The following is a 13,987-nucleotide window of genomic DNA, read 5'->3' on the forward strand; positions in this document are numbered from 1 at the left end:
CGAGAGTTTTTTTACATATTTTTTCTAAATCACTTGCTTTTGTTATTTTTTTTTATTAGTTTACCTTGAAAACCACAAACAAAAAAAGAGGTGTTATATGGACAATATTATTGTGAAGATGGATATCCGTGGTTTCCTACGCTTTCCGGAGCAGGCCATCAAGGCGATGAAGCTCGACAAGATGGCAAAACAGGGGACTGCAGCCAACGGCAAGACGGTTGAAATCGGCCCCTACGCAGACATCGAGGTAGATCCCGTCGGAAAGCGCTTCTCCATTACCCCCACAAAAGAAGCGAAAACGACCTCCTTCCGTTTCATTGTCGGCGTCAACTCCACCAAGTCCAAGTTCCTGTACGTCAAGGGCGCCCTGAACGCCATTGGCTCCAAGATTATCACAGGCGCTTACACATTGGAAAAAGAAGGCAACCGCTACATCTTCACGGCCAAGGGCGAATCCAAGAAAAAAGGCCCTTGGCAGCTGATCGCCTGCCGCAACTCCATCGCCAACAAGACGATGCTCTCGATTGACTCTCGCGGCACAATCATCTTCAACCGCCACACCAGGGACACCGTGAACACCCAGGTGAACAAGACCATGATTGCCGAATACGACCGTACCAAGAAGGTATTCAAGCTCACCTTCAGCAAGGACAAGGGGTTCATCAACGTGCGCACGATCGCAAGCCACGCCAACGCCTCCTTCATGGGCACGTTCTCGTCTCACGGAATCGCACTTCCCAAGCAGAGTTTCCGCACCGAATGCAAGGTCGAAGGCAAGACGATTTCCTTCAGCGTTGCCGCCCTGATCGCCGAGCAGAAGGCTGCCGAAAAAAATTCCAAAAAGTAATAACCGAGGTCAACCATGATCGACATTCTCAAGTTGTTCTACACAACCCACTATAATCTGGGTGCACTTGCGATCCTGATGTTACTGCTTTTGATTTTCTTCCTCACCAAGAAGAACTTCAAGGGCGCCATCATCGTACTCATCCTCCTTATAGCATACAATGTCGGCATCTATAAAAGAACCGAGGGCAAGTCCTGGACCATCGAAATTGATCCGCCGGAAGCGGCATCTAACGGTTACGACAGCTTCAGCAAGCCGCAGCCGATCAAGATGACCTTCTCTGCGACTCCCGAAAAATGGAACATCACCGATAGCAAGGGAGAAACCCATCATTGGTGCTGGCTCGACGCGGCATGGGACCAGGTTGCAAATACGGACGTCGTCGCCTGGATTTGGGGCGAAAACTCCAGCAAGAAAATGATGAAATCGACCGAAAGCCGCGCTAACGACGCCCAAAACGCCGACTAGCCGACAAATTCGAATTCATTGAGCGTTATCTCTCCTGCTTCCATCCGGAGGTAGGAGAGTTTTTTTATCCACTCGCCTGCCGAGGCGACCATACCGCCATCGACAGTCCAAAGTCCCGAAACGTGATGATGTCCGAGAATGCAGCAATCGCACCTTTTCTCGCGAAGCATGCGTTCAGCCCAATGCAGGTACTCTTCCATCTTGATGATGCGGGACTCCCCTACCTTGCGGCTATTACGCCCCACAAAACGGGCTAGAGCCATCCCCCAGTCCGGGTGAATCTGGCTGAAAAGAAACCGATTCAACGGGAAATCGAGAATTTTGCGGAAAATTCGGTAGCCGAAATCAGACTTTGCCACACCGTCGCCATGTCTAAAAAAGACTCGCTTTCCCTGAATTTCCAGGATAACATCTTTATGGACCTGAACCCCGAGACTCTTCGGGAAAAAACTTCCATACGCAAAGTCGTGATTTCCCTGCAACAGGTGAACATCGCAACCGGACTGCACCAGTTGACGCAACGCAAAGAATAGATCGAAATGGTTACGGTTCACATAGTCGTTGTACTCGTACCAAAATTCGAACAGGTCGCCTACAATGACCAAGTGCGAAGCTCGTCCCTTGAGGGACTCTACGAAACGGACCAAGGCTTTTTCGCGGTCAGGAACAGCTCCCGGCGGGTTCACGCCCAGATGCGCATCAGAAATAAAGTAGGCGGGTAAAGTCATCGTGAACGAATATAGCAACTATTCGTAATCCGAATTTATAGCGGACCGCGACTTCAACAACGAAGCAAATCAAATCTAGCGAGGACGAACTCTTTGTTATATTTTGTTACGATGAAAATGTTTTGTGCAAAAGCCGCATCCTGGGTTGCAATGGCGACAAGTTGTTGTGGCTTTTTAGCAGGTTGTTCCATAAACCTCACGAAATACGACCTCCGAGAATACCCGAAAACAGGCTCCTTCTTCGAGCCGATCACATTCACCTTTGGAGACAAGACTTCCTATCTGGATTCCAACCTGCAAAGCGCCTATTCGACCGCCATCGACAGCCTGTTTTTCCCAAAAGAAAGTTGTAGGGGCAACGCCCAAATTACGGCAAAGGTTGTCCCGGACTACGAAACTAGCGATTGGGGTATCGGAGCCGCCTTTATCCCCTTCTGGCCAGCGCTTCCCGTCAGCGAAACATGGCATTACCACATGGACGTTCGCATTCTCTGCAACGGAGCATTGGCATTCTCGGCGGAATTCGAAGAAAGCGAACATGTCGAAGCCTTCTGGTTCGGGCGTATGCGTGCAGACCTCGTCAACGACGCGTCACAAGAAATGCACCGGAAATTAATCGAACGCCTCAAGTTCGAAACACAGCTAGGGCGATACACCGACCTCAACTCGGCGCAGGACTTTTAAATCAGGCGACCGCCACCTCATGCGTCCTTCCCGCCTGCAACCAAGCCACCAGCAAGGCAAACACCAAATACAGCACACCGAAAACGAGCAGCGTCATTTCTACCGCATCACCGATATGCGTGTAAACCGTGTCGCGCGTCCTCAGCGGCATTTTTCTCTGGATGACACGGTCGGTAAAGATTTCCGTATTGCCATCTAAATGACCGTACTGGTCGATAAATACAGATACTCCGCTATTCGCAAGGCGCGCCACCGGCATTCCGCTTTCAACCGCACGGTAACGGATCAAGTTCAAGTGCTGGTAAGGGGCCGAACTCCGGCCGAACCAGCCGTCGTTCGTAATGTTCACCATCAGGCGTGAACCGCTGCGGATAGCCTCACGCACCAAGTCACCGAAAATGGCGTCATAACAGATATAGGGAGTCCAACGGAACGGACGATAGACGGGAGTTTCCTTGCCCGCCACGAAATCACCCTCGCCCAAATCCACATAGTTCAATATCGGGAAAACCTCGTCGAACGGAATTCTTTCGCTGAACGGCACCAAGTGTTTTTTGATGTAACGATCAGGATAGCCGCCGACACCCGGCGTGAACAGGAAGGCGGCGTTATAGATGTCGAACTTGCGCACGCTTCCCGGTGGATTTCTCCGGTAGTCGAGCGCCCCCGTCAAGATACTCGCCTTTTTGTCATCGGCAGTCTTGTGCAGAAGATCAATCACCCGAGGTTGCCTGCGAATATGATCCGGAATGGCCGTTTCGGCCAGGACAATCAAGTCGGCTCCATCCTTGACGCTGTCGTTCACCATGCCGACAGTCTTTTTCACGATGGCGTCGAAGCGTTCCTTGCTCCACTTGGCCCCCTGCTGGATGCTCGGCTGCACCAGGGCAATATTTGGAAATCCTTCGCGTTCGTCCCCGTAAAAAGGCGCAGCATCGGGCTTCGAGAGCACGATACTCCCCTGCACAAGCAATGCTACAAAAATGACCGCCGGGAACGCCAAAACGGGAGCCGCCCTTTTCAAATTACGAACCACGCAAAACACATGCGCCACAGCCTGATTCGAGGCGACCACGAGAATCGTATAGCCAAAAATTCCGATATACGAGAGCATCTGGATCAATTCCAGCTGGTTCCCGAAAACATACCCCAGGTGACTCCACGGAAACGCAAAGTCGCCGTAGGTCCGCGTCATTTCAAGTCCCGCGTAGAACACCGGATAAAGCAACAGGAATACTGGGCGGAGCTTTTGCGGCGCATCCTTCGCGAGCGTATAGGCAAAACCCGCCAAGGTGTTATAGGCGCTAAAGAAGGCAATCAGCAGAATCAGCCCGAAAAAGATCAAACCCGAAGGCGCTGTTTCCACATGCATCACATTATAAATCCAGTAGTAGTTGACCGCATTGTAAAGCATGCCCGACCAGAAGGTCGCAAACATCGCCTGTCCGCGCGTATAGCGGTTCAAGACTATAAACCACGGCACCAGCAACAGCAAGGCGGCAGGTCCCAGCGGCATCGGCGGATACGCAAACGCATAAAGGCCCCAGCTAAAAGAAGAAAGCAGGAGCGCCACGAGCGAATCGCAATTCCTCAAGTGCGAAAAATTCCAAACCGCAAATAAAATCAGCCAGAAAAGCCCTATAGGGCAAAACGCCAGGACTACCTGGACAAGCCCCGCATGCCCAGCACCGGCAAAATCACCTATATTATAGTCCAGCGCCAAGAACAGGAACGAAAGCAACGCAAAGGCGTAGAGCATCCGCTTGAAATTCTGACGGATTCCCCTAAAAACCAGGAACGGCACCGACACCGCCAACGGCAACCATTGCAGATTCATCGTGTAAAGCCCTGGCGTATCGGGACGCAAGGCGAACACGACAATTTCTGCGACTAGAAGGACCGCTACATAAATCCAAAAAATCTTCGGGAGCACCTTAAGCCGCGACTTCATTTTTGCAAACATCAGAGCCCGCTCTTGTCCTGAGGGTTGAAAATCAGCACGAATTCGCCCTTGGGCGGATGCGCCTTAAAATGCGCCGTAATCTCGGCAGGAGTCCCTATCAGATGTTCCTCGAACTTCTTGGTCAGCTCCCGCATCAGGGCAATCTTGATTTCACCGAAAACTTGGCCGATTTCTTCGACGAACTTGTCGATGTTATGCGGACTTGCATAAAAAATCTGCGTCGCCTCTTCTTCCTTAAGTTTTTCGAGGAGGTGAATGCGCTGGGCGCTCTTCTTCGGCGAAAAATACTGGAAGCTGAAATGATCCGTCGGCATACCGCTCGAGACCAGCGCCGTAATCATGGCGCAAGCGCCAGGAACCGCACGCACATCGATTCCTTCGCGTACACACTCGCGCACCAAATTGAACGCAGGATCTGCAACACCGGGAGTTCCCGCATCGCTCACGAGCGCAATGTCGCCTTCACTCTTCAGGAATTCCACATAACGGGGAGTCACCTTTTCCTTGTTGAAATCATGGTACGCCTCCATCGGAGTGTCGATACCGTAATTGTCGAACAGCACCCGCGTATGGCGAGTATCTTCGGCAAGGACCAACGGCACTTCCTTCAGGATACGCACGGCGCGGTAAGTGATATCTTCCATGTTCCCGATCGGGGTCGCGACAATATAAAGAGTATGCATGCCTCAAAAATAGAAAAAGCAAACTATTTTCAGAAAAGGGAAAACATTATCCGCCGCAAAAACGATTTTGCCTTGCCAATGCACTCATTTTTCAAGGTTGGGCATATAAAAAGTGAATTTCAGCCACATTTATATGTCAAACTGCAAAAAAAGCTATTTTATAGGAACGCAAACCCATCAAGGGGACAGGTTAAACGCACTTGCAGCCGGAGTAGTCCATGTCTTTAAATCAAGAAGAAGCTTTTCAACTCGAGTGGATCAAAAACCACCACATGGAAGACAAGGACGAGCAGGCGCGGAAGGACGCCGAAGAGCAAGCCGCCGCACGCCCCGCGCGATCCCCGCGCGGGCGCAAGATGCGCCGTAACCCGGCCGCCTGGGAACTCCCCGAGCCCGAAGACGAAATCGACCTGCACGGCATGACCTCGGAAGAGGCAGCCGAAGCCGTGGAACGGCGCATCGATGACCTGATGATTGCAGGCCTCAAGATTCTCAGGGTCATCCACGGCGGCGGAAACCCCAGCTACGGCAACGTGAAGCGAATCATCGACCGCAAGGTACGTTCCGAATGGAGCAACCGCATCCAGCTGTACAAAGTCGAGCCCGACAACGCCGGTTCGAGCATCATGATCCTCGGAAAACCGCTCCCCGCCCAGGCAAAAGCCCCTAGAAAGCCCGCCAAGAAATAAAAATTCGACTTTTTTCATTTTTTTGCGCCTTTCCCCTTTAAATTATTCAAGTTTTTTTCTATTATTGGACCACCGAACCGGAATATAGCTCAGCCTGGTAGAGCGCTTGCTTCGGGAGCAAGAGGTCGTGAGTTCGAATCTCGCTATTCCGATAAAAACGAAAAGGACACCATTTAGGTGTCCTTTCGTTTTTTTATTGCAACTAGCGCGAGATGAGAACTCACGAAGTGAGTTCGACTAACTTGCCCCATGAGCAAAGCGAATATCGGGCAAGTTAGAGATTTTGGCGCAAGCCAAAACCCGCAGGGCAAAAGTTGAAACGAAGTGAAACTTTTGTCTAATCTCGCTTCAACAGGCGTCGATCTCGCTATTCCGATACGTCGATCTCGCTATACCGGCACAAAAGTCTTAATTTTGTTCAATTCCTCGGCAATTTCAATTTTAAGATTACGAATGTCAATATCATCTTGCAAAGAGATGAAGTAATCGTCAGAAACGCCAAAGAATTTTGCAAGCCTCAGAGACGTGTCAAGCGTAATCCGCCTGCGATCGTGAAGAATATCCTGAATTCTTGAAACAGGGACATTGATTGCCTGGGCGACTTTGTAAGCAGACAAACCCATAGGCGTAAAAAACTCTTCATTCAGGATTTCTCCGATAGTAGGCGTTTCAATATGCTTGCTCATGGTTTGCTCCTAGTGGTAGTCAACAATCTCAACGTTATAAAAATGTCCATCATTCATTGAAAAACAGACACGCCATTGATCGTTAATGCGAATAGAGTATTGTCCTTCTCGATCTCCATGCAAAGCCTCCAAACGATTGTTTGGAGGAATCCTCAAATCGTTCAAACTTTTGGCATTGTCTATCATCATGAGTTTTCTCAAAGCTGCCTTTTGGATTGTATTAGGCAACCGTCTTGAAAGCTTCTGGTTATAGACAAGTTCTGTTTCTCTGTCCGCAAAACTTTGTATCATCCAATATACCTATTTCATGTGTATATGTCAAGTAGGTAGAGTGTATTTTCGGCGCACCCCTATTACTATACACGCCATTTTCAGGCTCTCAACGCAAATTATTCGAAAAATTTATTTCTTTTTACAAAAAGAAATAAATGGCCACGAAATCCATATAATCGGTCGCGAATTGCGGCAAGCATAAATTTGATTATTTATATTTGCCCCAAAATGAAAGTTTGGTGGGATTTTATACTCGGAGGTCTTCTGTGAAGATTTTTAACGTATTGCGCAAGCGCATAACAGCATCAGCTCAGCCATGTCAGTCTGCAAGCAGCCTGCCGCAGCATTCGCTTCGCATGTTATTGGCTCTGTCCATTCTCCTAGCCCTGCTTGCAGCATGAGGCGATGAATCCTCTTCTTCTGTTTCGCCGGAACCTCGCCAGTGCGAGGAACAGAGCGATGACTGCAATGACGTAAGTTCTAGCAGTGAAAAAATTTCCAAAATTTCTTCTAGTTCGCAAAAGAGCGCCGATAAGGGCAAGTCTTCTTCTAGCGAGAAGAACGCGAAGGAATCTAGTTCCTCGGTAGCAACTAAGAATTCTTCTAGCTCTGTTGATGGCGACAAGCTATGATAACGACACTACCAACTGCGACGAATATGGTGGTCTTTACCAGTGGTCAGAAATGATGCAATTGCCGAGCCGTTGCAATACTGAAAGTTGTGCTGACTTGATTAAGCCCAATCATCAAGGTATATGCCCAGATGGTTGGCGCTTGTTGACTGAAGATGATTTCTATGTTGTTTTGCATGCCAATGACGTTGGGGCAAAAGGCGTGCGTGCCACTAGTTTTGGCGGGCTGAACTACAGTGGATATAGTTTAATTGGGGCCGGATATAATTGGGTTCATGAATTTAGGCGATTGAAAGAAAGTTCTTATTGGTTCTATCCTGTGGAAGAGTCGGAAGATTCTGAAATGGGTGCACTTGCTGGATATCAAACAAAATCTTTGACTAGCAGTGGTTCGCAATATACGTATAAAACGCAAGGTTTTTCCGTTCGTTGTGTAATGGTTAAATAACCAATCCTTAATTGTAAAATTCTAAACAAGAATCAAAAAACAAGGCATTTCGTGCGAAATGCTATTGGGAGTTATTATGTCCAAGAAGAACATCAAGAACAATAAGAAAAATTCCAATCGCAAGAACTTTAAGATTGAGGCTCTTGAACCTCGTCTGATGATGGACGCCTAAAGAAAGCGACGGCGAATGACTGGCCGCTAAGCGGACAGTAAAGGCCGAAGGCCGTAATGTGTCCGCGTGCGGAGCAGGCTGAGCCGGAGCGCTGTTTTTCAGGGATGGGAGAAGAGAAGCCGGGGTTTTAGGGGGTGGAACCACCTAGGCGAAGGGGTGCTGGAAGACTTGCCCTAGATCCTGCTCCTACGAACCTAACTCAACTAAGGCTACAAGTAGCCAAGTTTCGTATATCGCCTTCGCCTGGATTCTATCGCTTCGCTCCAGAATGACAGGCTTCGCTCAGGACAAACTAGGGCAAGGCTGCAAGCAGGGGGACCCCTCCCCCTCCTAAAAATAATCGCAATTTTGCAACCAATTGATTGCACGAATTAGACGTTTCTTGTTTTATCTTTGGTCAAGAATTCAGGAAATTGCGAAAAATGACAAGGCCGCCCACTTTACAACATTTACACCACAAACACTTTACAAAAACAACTAATTGTTGTATAATTAGAGGTGTGAGTACCGTGGTAACAAACATACGAATCGACAAAGAGCTCAAGGCTCAGGCAACCGAACTATTCAACGACTTGGGCTTGACGCTTTCCCAAGCGTTTACGGTTTTCCTGAAGCAAGCCATTCTGCACCACGGCCTGCCTTTTGCCGTTACAAGACCTCCGTCCAAAGAACTCCTCGAAGCCATCAAGGAAGGCGAAGAACTCGCCCACGATCCTAATGCAAAAACTTATGCTTCACCGCAGGAGCTATGGGACGAACTTGGCATATGACAAATCCATATAAATACACTGTTCGAGCAACCAGCCGGTTTAAGAAATCAGTCAAGCGATTAACAAAGCGCTGAAAAGATTCCCAAAAATTAAAAGATGTAGTTGAAATTCTCGCAAAAGGGGAATCCCTTGCGGATTCTTATAAAGACCATCCCCTTGTCGGAAAATGGATTGGCTTTAGGGAATTTATTCGGAAAATAATTACCGCACGCACCGTACAGAAAAGCCGAAGTTCTTGGGCTTGGACATGTAGCCGAACGCCATGGACTTGCTGGTGAGGTACCACACGCGAGCAGAGCCGGGAGCGATCCCTTCGGAGGAGTCGTCGCCACTCCAGAAGAAGGCGAACTTGGCCGTGTTGCCGTAAGTTTCGTCGTCGAAACGGTTGCCGGCGGGCATGGCCGAGAATTTGAGGGTATCGTTACCGTTGGTGTCGCCCGACCAACCGTAATCGGCCTTGATCAAGTAGCCCGCGTTAAAGTCGGCGCCCGCCGCAGTCCAGAGGCTTTCGAAGTCGGCGTGCGTGGGCAAGCGGAACCCGGCAGGGCATGCTTTTTTGGCCGCCTCCCAAGTATAGAGCCTGCCGTAGACCATGCACTGGTCGTCATCATCTTTGTAGCAGAAACTGCCCTCGGTTTTGTAATTCAGGTTGTCACCCAGCCATTCGAGGCCGGCAATTTTCACTGTGCGGTACGTCTGCTTGTCGCGCGGGTCCTTGAACTCGTTTTTCTTTTTGGACTTGGGCGCCGCCAAAGCAGAAGCAGCAACAATAAACAAACTAATAGAAATGACAAACCATTTATTCATAAAATTCCTTTACAGATTATGCCGCTAAAGCGAATTGCCCCACCGGCGTTCTGGATTCGGGCAATGATCCTCATGACCGTCGGGCCACACCCACACTTCATTTTCGAAAGGGCAAGCATCGCATTTGCCCCCGACGGAACAAAGGCCTGCGTCCTGCTCAAAAAACAAGCTGCCCCCGTATTTCACTTTTGACGACCGTAACGCTCCGGACAGCATTTCCTGCCGAATCATTTCAAACAGACGATTATCCACTCCGAACCTTTCTCGTAACGAAGGAGATTTTTTCTCCAAGAATACAACACGATTCCACTTGATGCGGTCAATTCCCAAATTCTCGGCAAAACGTACAATTCCTTTAGCCCATTCAACCGCAGCCATTTCGTTCGCAGCATTTTGCCCATGCAGCGTTACCTGCAACGACACTTTCGACAAACCGTTTCCAGCAACATTTTCTGTCCGACTGCGGCACCGCATCAGACGCTCAACGTTTTCACTCCAAAGCGAATAGGGAAGTCCACCCGTTTCGTAAGAAAGCGTACTGATCTTGATATCCGAGCAGGATCCCAGAAGCCTTTCCATGCCGCTGTCGCTCCCCCAAGGACCAGGAAACGACCCGTTTGTCGTCAGGTTCAGCTTCAGTGATTTCGCTTCACATACCTGCAACAACTCGTTGAGCTTCGAATAAAGTAAAGGTTCCCCCATCGTCGAGGGAATCACTTCGCGCAACAGCCGATTTCCATATTCATCGCGTTCCGACGCATACCTTTCAATAGCCGCTCTGGCCACCTCTATAGACATTTCGCCAAAGCGTCCCGAGACACCGCACTGATTCAAAAAACACAGTGGGCAATGCAAGTTGCACAAATCTGGGTTTGTAAGGAGTGTTATTCGCCGCATAGGGAAAAACGACTGAAGCTGGCTAGGCACAGTTATTCAACCGAAGCCTTACTTCCTATGCTCGCGCAAGTACTTAATCGCAGCAAGTCCCGCCTTTGCACCTTCGCCCACGGCTACGGCGACCTGGAGAGTTCCACCGGTACAATCCCCCGCGGCAAACAATCCAGGAACGGTCGTCTGGAAATCCTTGTCGAGCACGAGCATTCCACCGTCAAATCCGGCACCAGCCTTTTTGGCGAGGTCTGTCGCGCTTGCACTTCCGAGCGCCACGAAAAGTCCGTCAAAATTTTCTTCGGTACCGTCTTCGTAACGAACGCCGCTGAATTGGCCTTCACCCACCAGCGACTGCAAATGGTGTTTTTTGATCCTCACATTTTCAGGGAAAGCTGCTGTCAGTTCCGCCCCGTTCGTCAAGAGCGTCACCGAGTTCACGACCTGCAAGAGTTCCTGCGCCTCGTGAAGGGCATATTCGCCACTCCCAAGAACGGCCACGTTCTTTTTACGGTAAAAAAAAGCGTCACAGACGGCACAGTAGCTCACTCCATGACCTTCGAGTTCGGCCATCCCTGCAATCGGATGCTTGTTACGGGCCGAGCCCGTCGCCATAATGCAGGCATTTCCACGATATTCACCCGCAATGCCTTTCGCCACAAATTCCGTGCCGTCAAACATCAGATCCGTCACTTCATCATCGGCAATCTTTGCGCCAAGGTCCAGAGCCTGTTTCTTGCCGACGTTCATCAAGGCTTCGCCCGTAAGAGGCTTTTCCAGGCCATAATAATTCTGGATCATGTGCGCCTTGGCAAGCGCACCGCCATCCTTTCCGACCAGCTGCACATTGAGCCCAGCACGGAGTCCATAGAGCGCGGCAGAAATCCCTGCCGGTCCGTAACCAAGAATTAACATGTCGGACATAAATATCTCTCTGTTTTTTTAGTTCATTCTCTTATCAAGATACAAATTATTTATTTTAAAACAAGGTTGTGTTGGGAGATTCGAAAGAAGGAACACCATGCAGAGATATACACCGCGCGATATGTTTGTCGAGGCCGGCTACGGCCCCAGTTTTGCAGCTCAACTTATACAAAACGCCTATAGCAAGCTCTTCGAAGGCGATCCTATCTACGAACGGGTTTGCTTCGGCGCATCTGAGGACATGAGCTATATCATCGATATCGGCCATGACGACATCCGCTCCGAAGGCATGAGCTATGGAATGTATATCACTGCCCTCACGGGCCACGAGCGCCAGTTCGACAAGTTGTGGAACTTCACAAAGCGTTACCTCCGCAATGATGACGGTCCGCACGTAGGCTACTTTGCCTGGCAAGTTTCCACGACCGACTTTAGCAAGATGGACCCAGGTGCAGCCCCCGACGGCGAGGAATACTTCGCCATGGCACTCCTGATTGCCGCCGAAAAGTTCAATCGACCGGACCTCAAGGACGAAGCTATCGGCCTTATCAACTGGCTACGCAACAAGCCGAACAACGGCATTGTCGGTCCGATCATAGACCCCGAAAACAACCTTGTCAAATTCTCCCCTGTTCTCGGCAACGATTTTACCGACCCGAGCTACAACACGATTGCCTTCTACCGAGCCTTTGCCGAAGCCACCGGCGACGAACGGTGGCTAACGACAGCAGACAAGAGCCTCGAATACCTGCAAAAAGCAGCTCACCCCGTAACAGGGCTTTGCAGCGAATACTCCGAATACGACGGAACCCCGCATCCAACCCCCTGGTATCCCGAAAGCGGATGCTTCAGCGGCGACGCATGGCGTGTAGCCATGAACCTGAGTCTGGACTACGCGCTGTTCCACGGTCACGAGTGCGAAAAGAATATCTGCGAACGCCTGCTATTCTTCTTTGAAAGCCGCCGTCCGTACCTTGCCGACTACGCCATTGACGGAAGCGACTTTCCACGCCAAGGCCGCAATGCAACGCCGGGAATCATCGCCATGAACGCAGCGGCCACGCAGGTTCTTCCCGAAGGGGACCCGCTTATCAAGCCGTTCGTGAAAGATCTCGCAGCGCTTTCCGTCCCTTACCGATTCTGGCGCTACTACGACGGCATGCTCTACTTAATCGGCCTTTTGGCTACGGCTGGAAAGATTCGTTTTTAACAATCATCGGTTGGAGTTTTGGGACAAAAAAAGGAATAGAAGATGAACAAATTAAGCAATTTCATACATCCCGCAATTGTCGCGGGGAGTCTAGCAACCGCATTGTTCTTCGCCGCCTGCGAAGATGTTCGCACCGAGGAATACCCGAGCGGTAAAATTCGAATCCAGTCCACCTACGTCAAGGACAAGAAGGATGGCCCCGAAAAGGAATTCTACGAAAACGGCAACCTCAAGCGCGAAGCCAACTACGTGAACGACCGTCGCGAAGGTGTAGTCAAGGAATACTACGAAGACGGAACTGTCGAAGCGGAATACAACTACGCTGACGGATACATCGAAGGACTCGTCACCCGCTACCACAAGAACGGAAAAATCGCCTCTAAAGCTCAATACAAGCAGAACAAGCAAATCGAATTCGGCGAATACTTCGACGAAAACGGCGAACCTGCTACTAGCGGAAGCTACAAGGACCCGCGCGACGGCTACGCCTACGAATGGATTCGTATTGGCACGCAGCTCTGGACCGCCGAAAACATGAACTACGCAACCGCCGCGGGTTCACTCTGCGCCCAGTGCAACCACTGGGGACGCCTCTACAATTTTGAAAACGCCCAGAAAGCCTGCCTCGATGGATTCCATATGCCCACCAAGGACGAATGGAACGTCTTGCTCATGTACGCCGGCACCAGCAAGCCCGTCGGGATAGTCCTCAAGGCCGGTTACGGATGGGATCCGATTAAAGGTACCAACAACTACGGCAACGGCAAGGATGAACTCGGATTCGGCGCCAAGGCCGGCGGCGGACACTTCGCCAACAGTGACGTTCCCCTCAAGGAACGCAAGCTCGAAGGTGCAGGACAAAAGGCTTACTTCTGGACCGCCGAAGGTGAAGTCCTCGTATTCTTCCACGACAAGGACATCGCCAAGTTCGAGAAGTTCAATCCCGAATACGGCGCCAGTTTACGTTGTTTGAAAGACTAGCCCGTAAGCATCGATTTGTAGACAGAAAAGCTCCTCGGCAATACTGAGGAGCTTTTTTATAGGATTCTGTCGAGTTTAACCATCCCGTGAGCCACAAGCGACTCGTCCTAACGAGTCGTGGTGGCGAGAGAGCT

General features: G+C 50.2%; 17 protein-coding genes, 1 tRNA gene and 1 pseudogene. 11 read left to right on the forward strand and 8 right to left on the reverse strand.

What is annotated here, in order from left to right:
* Nucleotides 1-97: 97 nt before the first annotated feature.
* Both Q0P86_RS12105 and Q0P86_RS12110 read left to right on the forward strand, forming a co-directional pair.
* Nucleotides 98-847, forward strand: coding sequence for a hypothetical protein (locus Q0P86_RS12105; RefSeq protein WP_290992369.1), 750 nt, complete (start codon nt 98-100; stop codon nt 845-847).
* A 15-nt stretch (nt 848-862) separates the two neighbouring features.
* Nucleotides 863-1,315, forward strand: a complete 453-nt coding sequence (locus Q0P86_RS12110; protein ID WP_295039736.1) for a hypothetical protein — start codon at nt 863-865, stop codon at nt 1,313-1,315.
* On the opposite strand, the gene Q0P86_RS12115 is transcribed toward Q0P86_RS12110, so the two are convergent.
* Nucleotides 1,312-2,043 (reverse strand): UDP-2,3-diacylglucosamine diphosphatase, encoded by a 732-nt coding sequence (locus tag Q0P86_RS12115; RefSeq protein ID WP_290992364.1) that lies wholly within the window; start codon nt 2,041-2,043, stop codon nt 1,312-1,314. The genes Q0P86_RS12110 and Q0P86_RS12115 overlap by 4 nt on opposite strands.
* A gap of 111 nt (nt 2,044-2,154) precedes the next feature.
* Here Q0P86_RS12115 and Q0P86_RS12120 point away from each other — a divergent pair, with 111 nt between their 5' ends.
* The gene (locus Q0P86_RS12120) at nt 2,155-2,727 is read left to right on the forward strand and encodes a hypothetical protein (protein ID WP_295039737.1); all 573 of its coding nucleotides are present in this window, start codon (nt 2,155-2,157) and stop codon (nt 2,725-2,727) included.
* Nucleotide 2,728: 1 nt separating this feature from the next.
* On the opposite strand, the gene lnt is transcribed toward Q0P86_RS12120, so the two are convergent.
* Nucleotides 2,729-4,690, reverse strand: a complete 1,962-nt coding sequence (gene lnt / locus Q0P86_RS12125) for an apolipoprotein N-acyltransferase (RefSeq protein ID WP_295039740.1) — start codon at nt 4,688-4,690, stop codon at nt 2,729-2,731.
* Nucleotides 4,690-5,373, reverse strand: a complete 684-nt coding sequence (rsmI, locus tag Q0P86_RS12130; RefSeq protein ID WP_290992357.1) for a 16S rRNA (cytidine(1402)-2'-O)-methyltransferase — start codon at nt 5,371-5,373, stop codon at nt 4,690-4,692. Before rsmI ends, lnt begins: the two co-directional genes overlap by 1 nt.
* 218 nt (nt 5,374-5,591) lie before the next feature.
* Between rsmI and Q0P86_RS12135 the strand changes: the two genes are divergently transcribed.
* Nucleotides 5,592-6,062: a Smr/MutS family protein gene (locus Q0P86_RS12135; protein WP_294112904.1), complete on the forward strand. Its 471-nt coding sequence runs from the start codon at nt 5,592-5,594 to the stop codon at nt 6,060-6,062.
* A gap of 78 nt (nt 6,063-6,140) precedes the next feature.
* Nucleotides 6,141-6,214: transfer RNA gene (locus Q0P86_RS12140), tRNA-Pro, on the forward strand.
* Nucleotides 6,215-6,451: 237 nt separating this feature from the next.
* Here Q0P86_RS12140 and Q0P86_RS12145 read toward each other — a convergent pair.
* Nucleotides 6,452-6,748 carry a HigA family addiction module antitoxin gene (locus Q0P86_RS12145; RefSeq protein ID WP_294112903.1) on the reverse strand — a complete coding sequence of 99 codons (297 nt, stop codon included), beginning with the start codon at nt 6,746-6,748 and terminating at the stop codon, nt 6,452-6,454.
* A 9-nt stretch (nt 6,749-6,757) separates the two neighbouring features.
* Entirely contained in the window at nt 6,758-7,039 is a 282-nt protein-coding gene (locus tag Q0P86_RS12150; RefSeq protein ID WP_294112902.1) for a type II toxin-antitoxin system RelE/ParE family toxin, read from the reverse strand.
* Nucleotides 7,040-7,636: 597 nt separating this feature from the next.
* On the opposite strand from Q0P86_RS12150, the gene Q0P86_RS12155 reads away from it, so the two are divergent.
* The 4 genes and pseudogenes from Q0P86_RS12155 to Q0P86_RS16925 all read left to right on the forward strand — a co-directional run.
* The gene (locus tag Q0P86_RS12155; RefSeq protein ID WP_295039745.1) at nt 7,637-8,101 is read left to right on the forward strand and encodes an FISUMP domain-containing protein; all 465 of its coding nucleotides are present in this window, start codon (nt 7,637-7,639) and stop codon (nt 8,099-8,101) included.
* Nucleotides 8,102-8,177: 76 nt separating this feature from the next.
* Nucleotides 8,178-8,273, forward strand: a complete 96-nt coding sequence (locus Q0P86_RS12160) for an LEPR-XLL domain-containing protein (protein WP_290992342.1) — start codon at nt 8,178-8,180, stop codon at nt 8,271-8,273.
* Between the two features lie 500 nt (nt 8,274-8,773).
* The gene (locus tag Q0P86_RS12165; RefSeq protein ID WP_073053781.1) at nt 8,774-9,043 is read left to right on the forward strand and encodes a type II toxin-antitoxin system RelB/DinJ family antitoxin; all 270 of its coding nucleotides are present in this window, start codon (nt 8,774-8,776) and stop codon (nt 9,041-9,043) included.
* 89 nt (nt 9,044-9,132) lie between these two features.
* Nucleotides 9,133-9,321: pseudogene (locus tag Q0P86_RS16925) on the forward strand (type II toxin-antitoxin system YafQ family toxin); the annotation flags it as partial.
* On the opposite strand, the gene Q0P86_RS12170 reads toward Q0P86_RS16925, so the two are convergent.
* The 3 genes from Q0P86_RS12170 to Q0P86_RS12180 form a co-directional block, all read right to left on the reverse strand.
* Nucleotides 9,245-9,850 (reverse strand): fibrobacter succinogenes major paralogous domain-containing protein, encoded by a 606-nt coding sequence (locus Q0P86_RS12170; RefSeq protein WP_291025712.1) that lies wholly within the window; start codon nt 9,848-9,850, stop codon nt 9,245-9,247. The pseudogene Q0P86_RS16925 and the gene Q0P86_RS12170 overlap by 77 nt on opposite strands.
* A gap of 24 nt (nt 9,851-9,874) precedes the next feature.
* A complete protein-coding gene (locus Q0P86_RS12175) occupies nt 9,875-10,648 on the reverse strand; it encodes a hypothetical protein (RefSeq protein WP_291025713.1) in 774 nt (257 codons plus the stop codon).
* Between the two features lie 147 nt (nt 10,649-10,795).
* The gene (locus tag Q0P86_RS12180) at nt 10,796-11,662 is read right to left on the reverse strand and encodes an NAD(P)/FAD-dependent oxidoreductase (protein WP_291025715.1); all 867 of its coding nucleotides are present in this window, start codon (nt 11,660-11,662) and stop codon (nt 10,796-10,798) included.
* A gap of 97 nt (nt 11,663-11,759) precedes the next feature.
* Between Q0P86_RS12180 and Q0P86_RS12185 the strand changes: the two genes are divergently transcribed.
* Together Q0P86_RS12185 and Q0P86_RS12190 are read left to right on the forward strand one after the other, a co-directional pair.
* The gene (locus tag Q0P86_RS12185) at nt 11,760-12,872 is read left to right on the forward strand and encodes a glycosyl hydrolase family 8 (RefSeq protein WP_290992334.1); all 1,113 of its coding nucleotides are present in this window, start codon (nt 11,760-11,762) and stop codon (nt 12,870-12,872) included.
* 42 nt (nt 12,873-12,914) lie between these two features.
* Nucleotides 12,915-13,853: an FISUMP domain-containing protein gene (locus Q0P86_RS12190; RefSeq protein WP_294112891.1), complete on the forward strand. Its 939-nt coding sequence runs from the start codon at nt 12,915-12,917 to the stop codon at nt 13,851-13,853.
* The last annotated feature ends 134 nt before the right edge of the window (nt 13,854-13,987 follow it).

It is taken from the genome of uncultured Fibrobacter sp., from assembly GCF_946062555.1.
In the GTDB taxonomy this organism is placed as follows: Bacteria; Fibrobacterota; Fibrobacteria; order Fibrobacterales; family Fibrobacteraceae; genus Fibrobacter.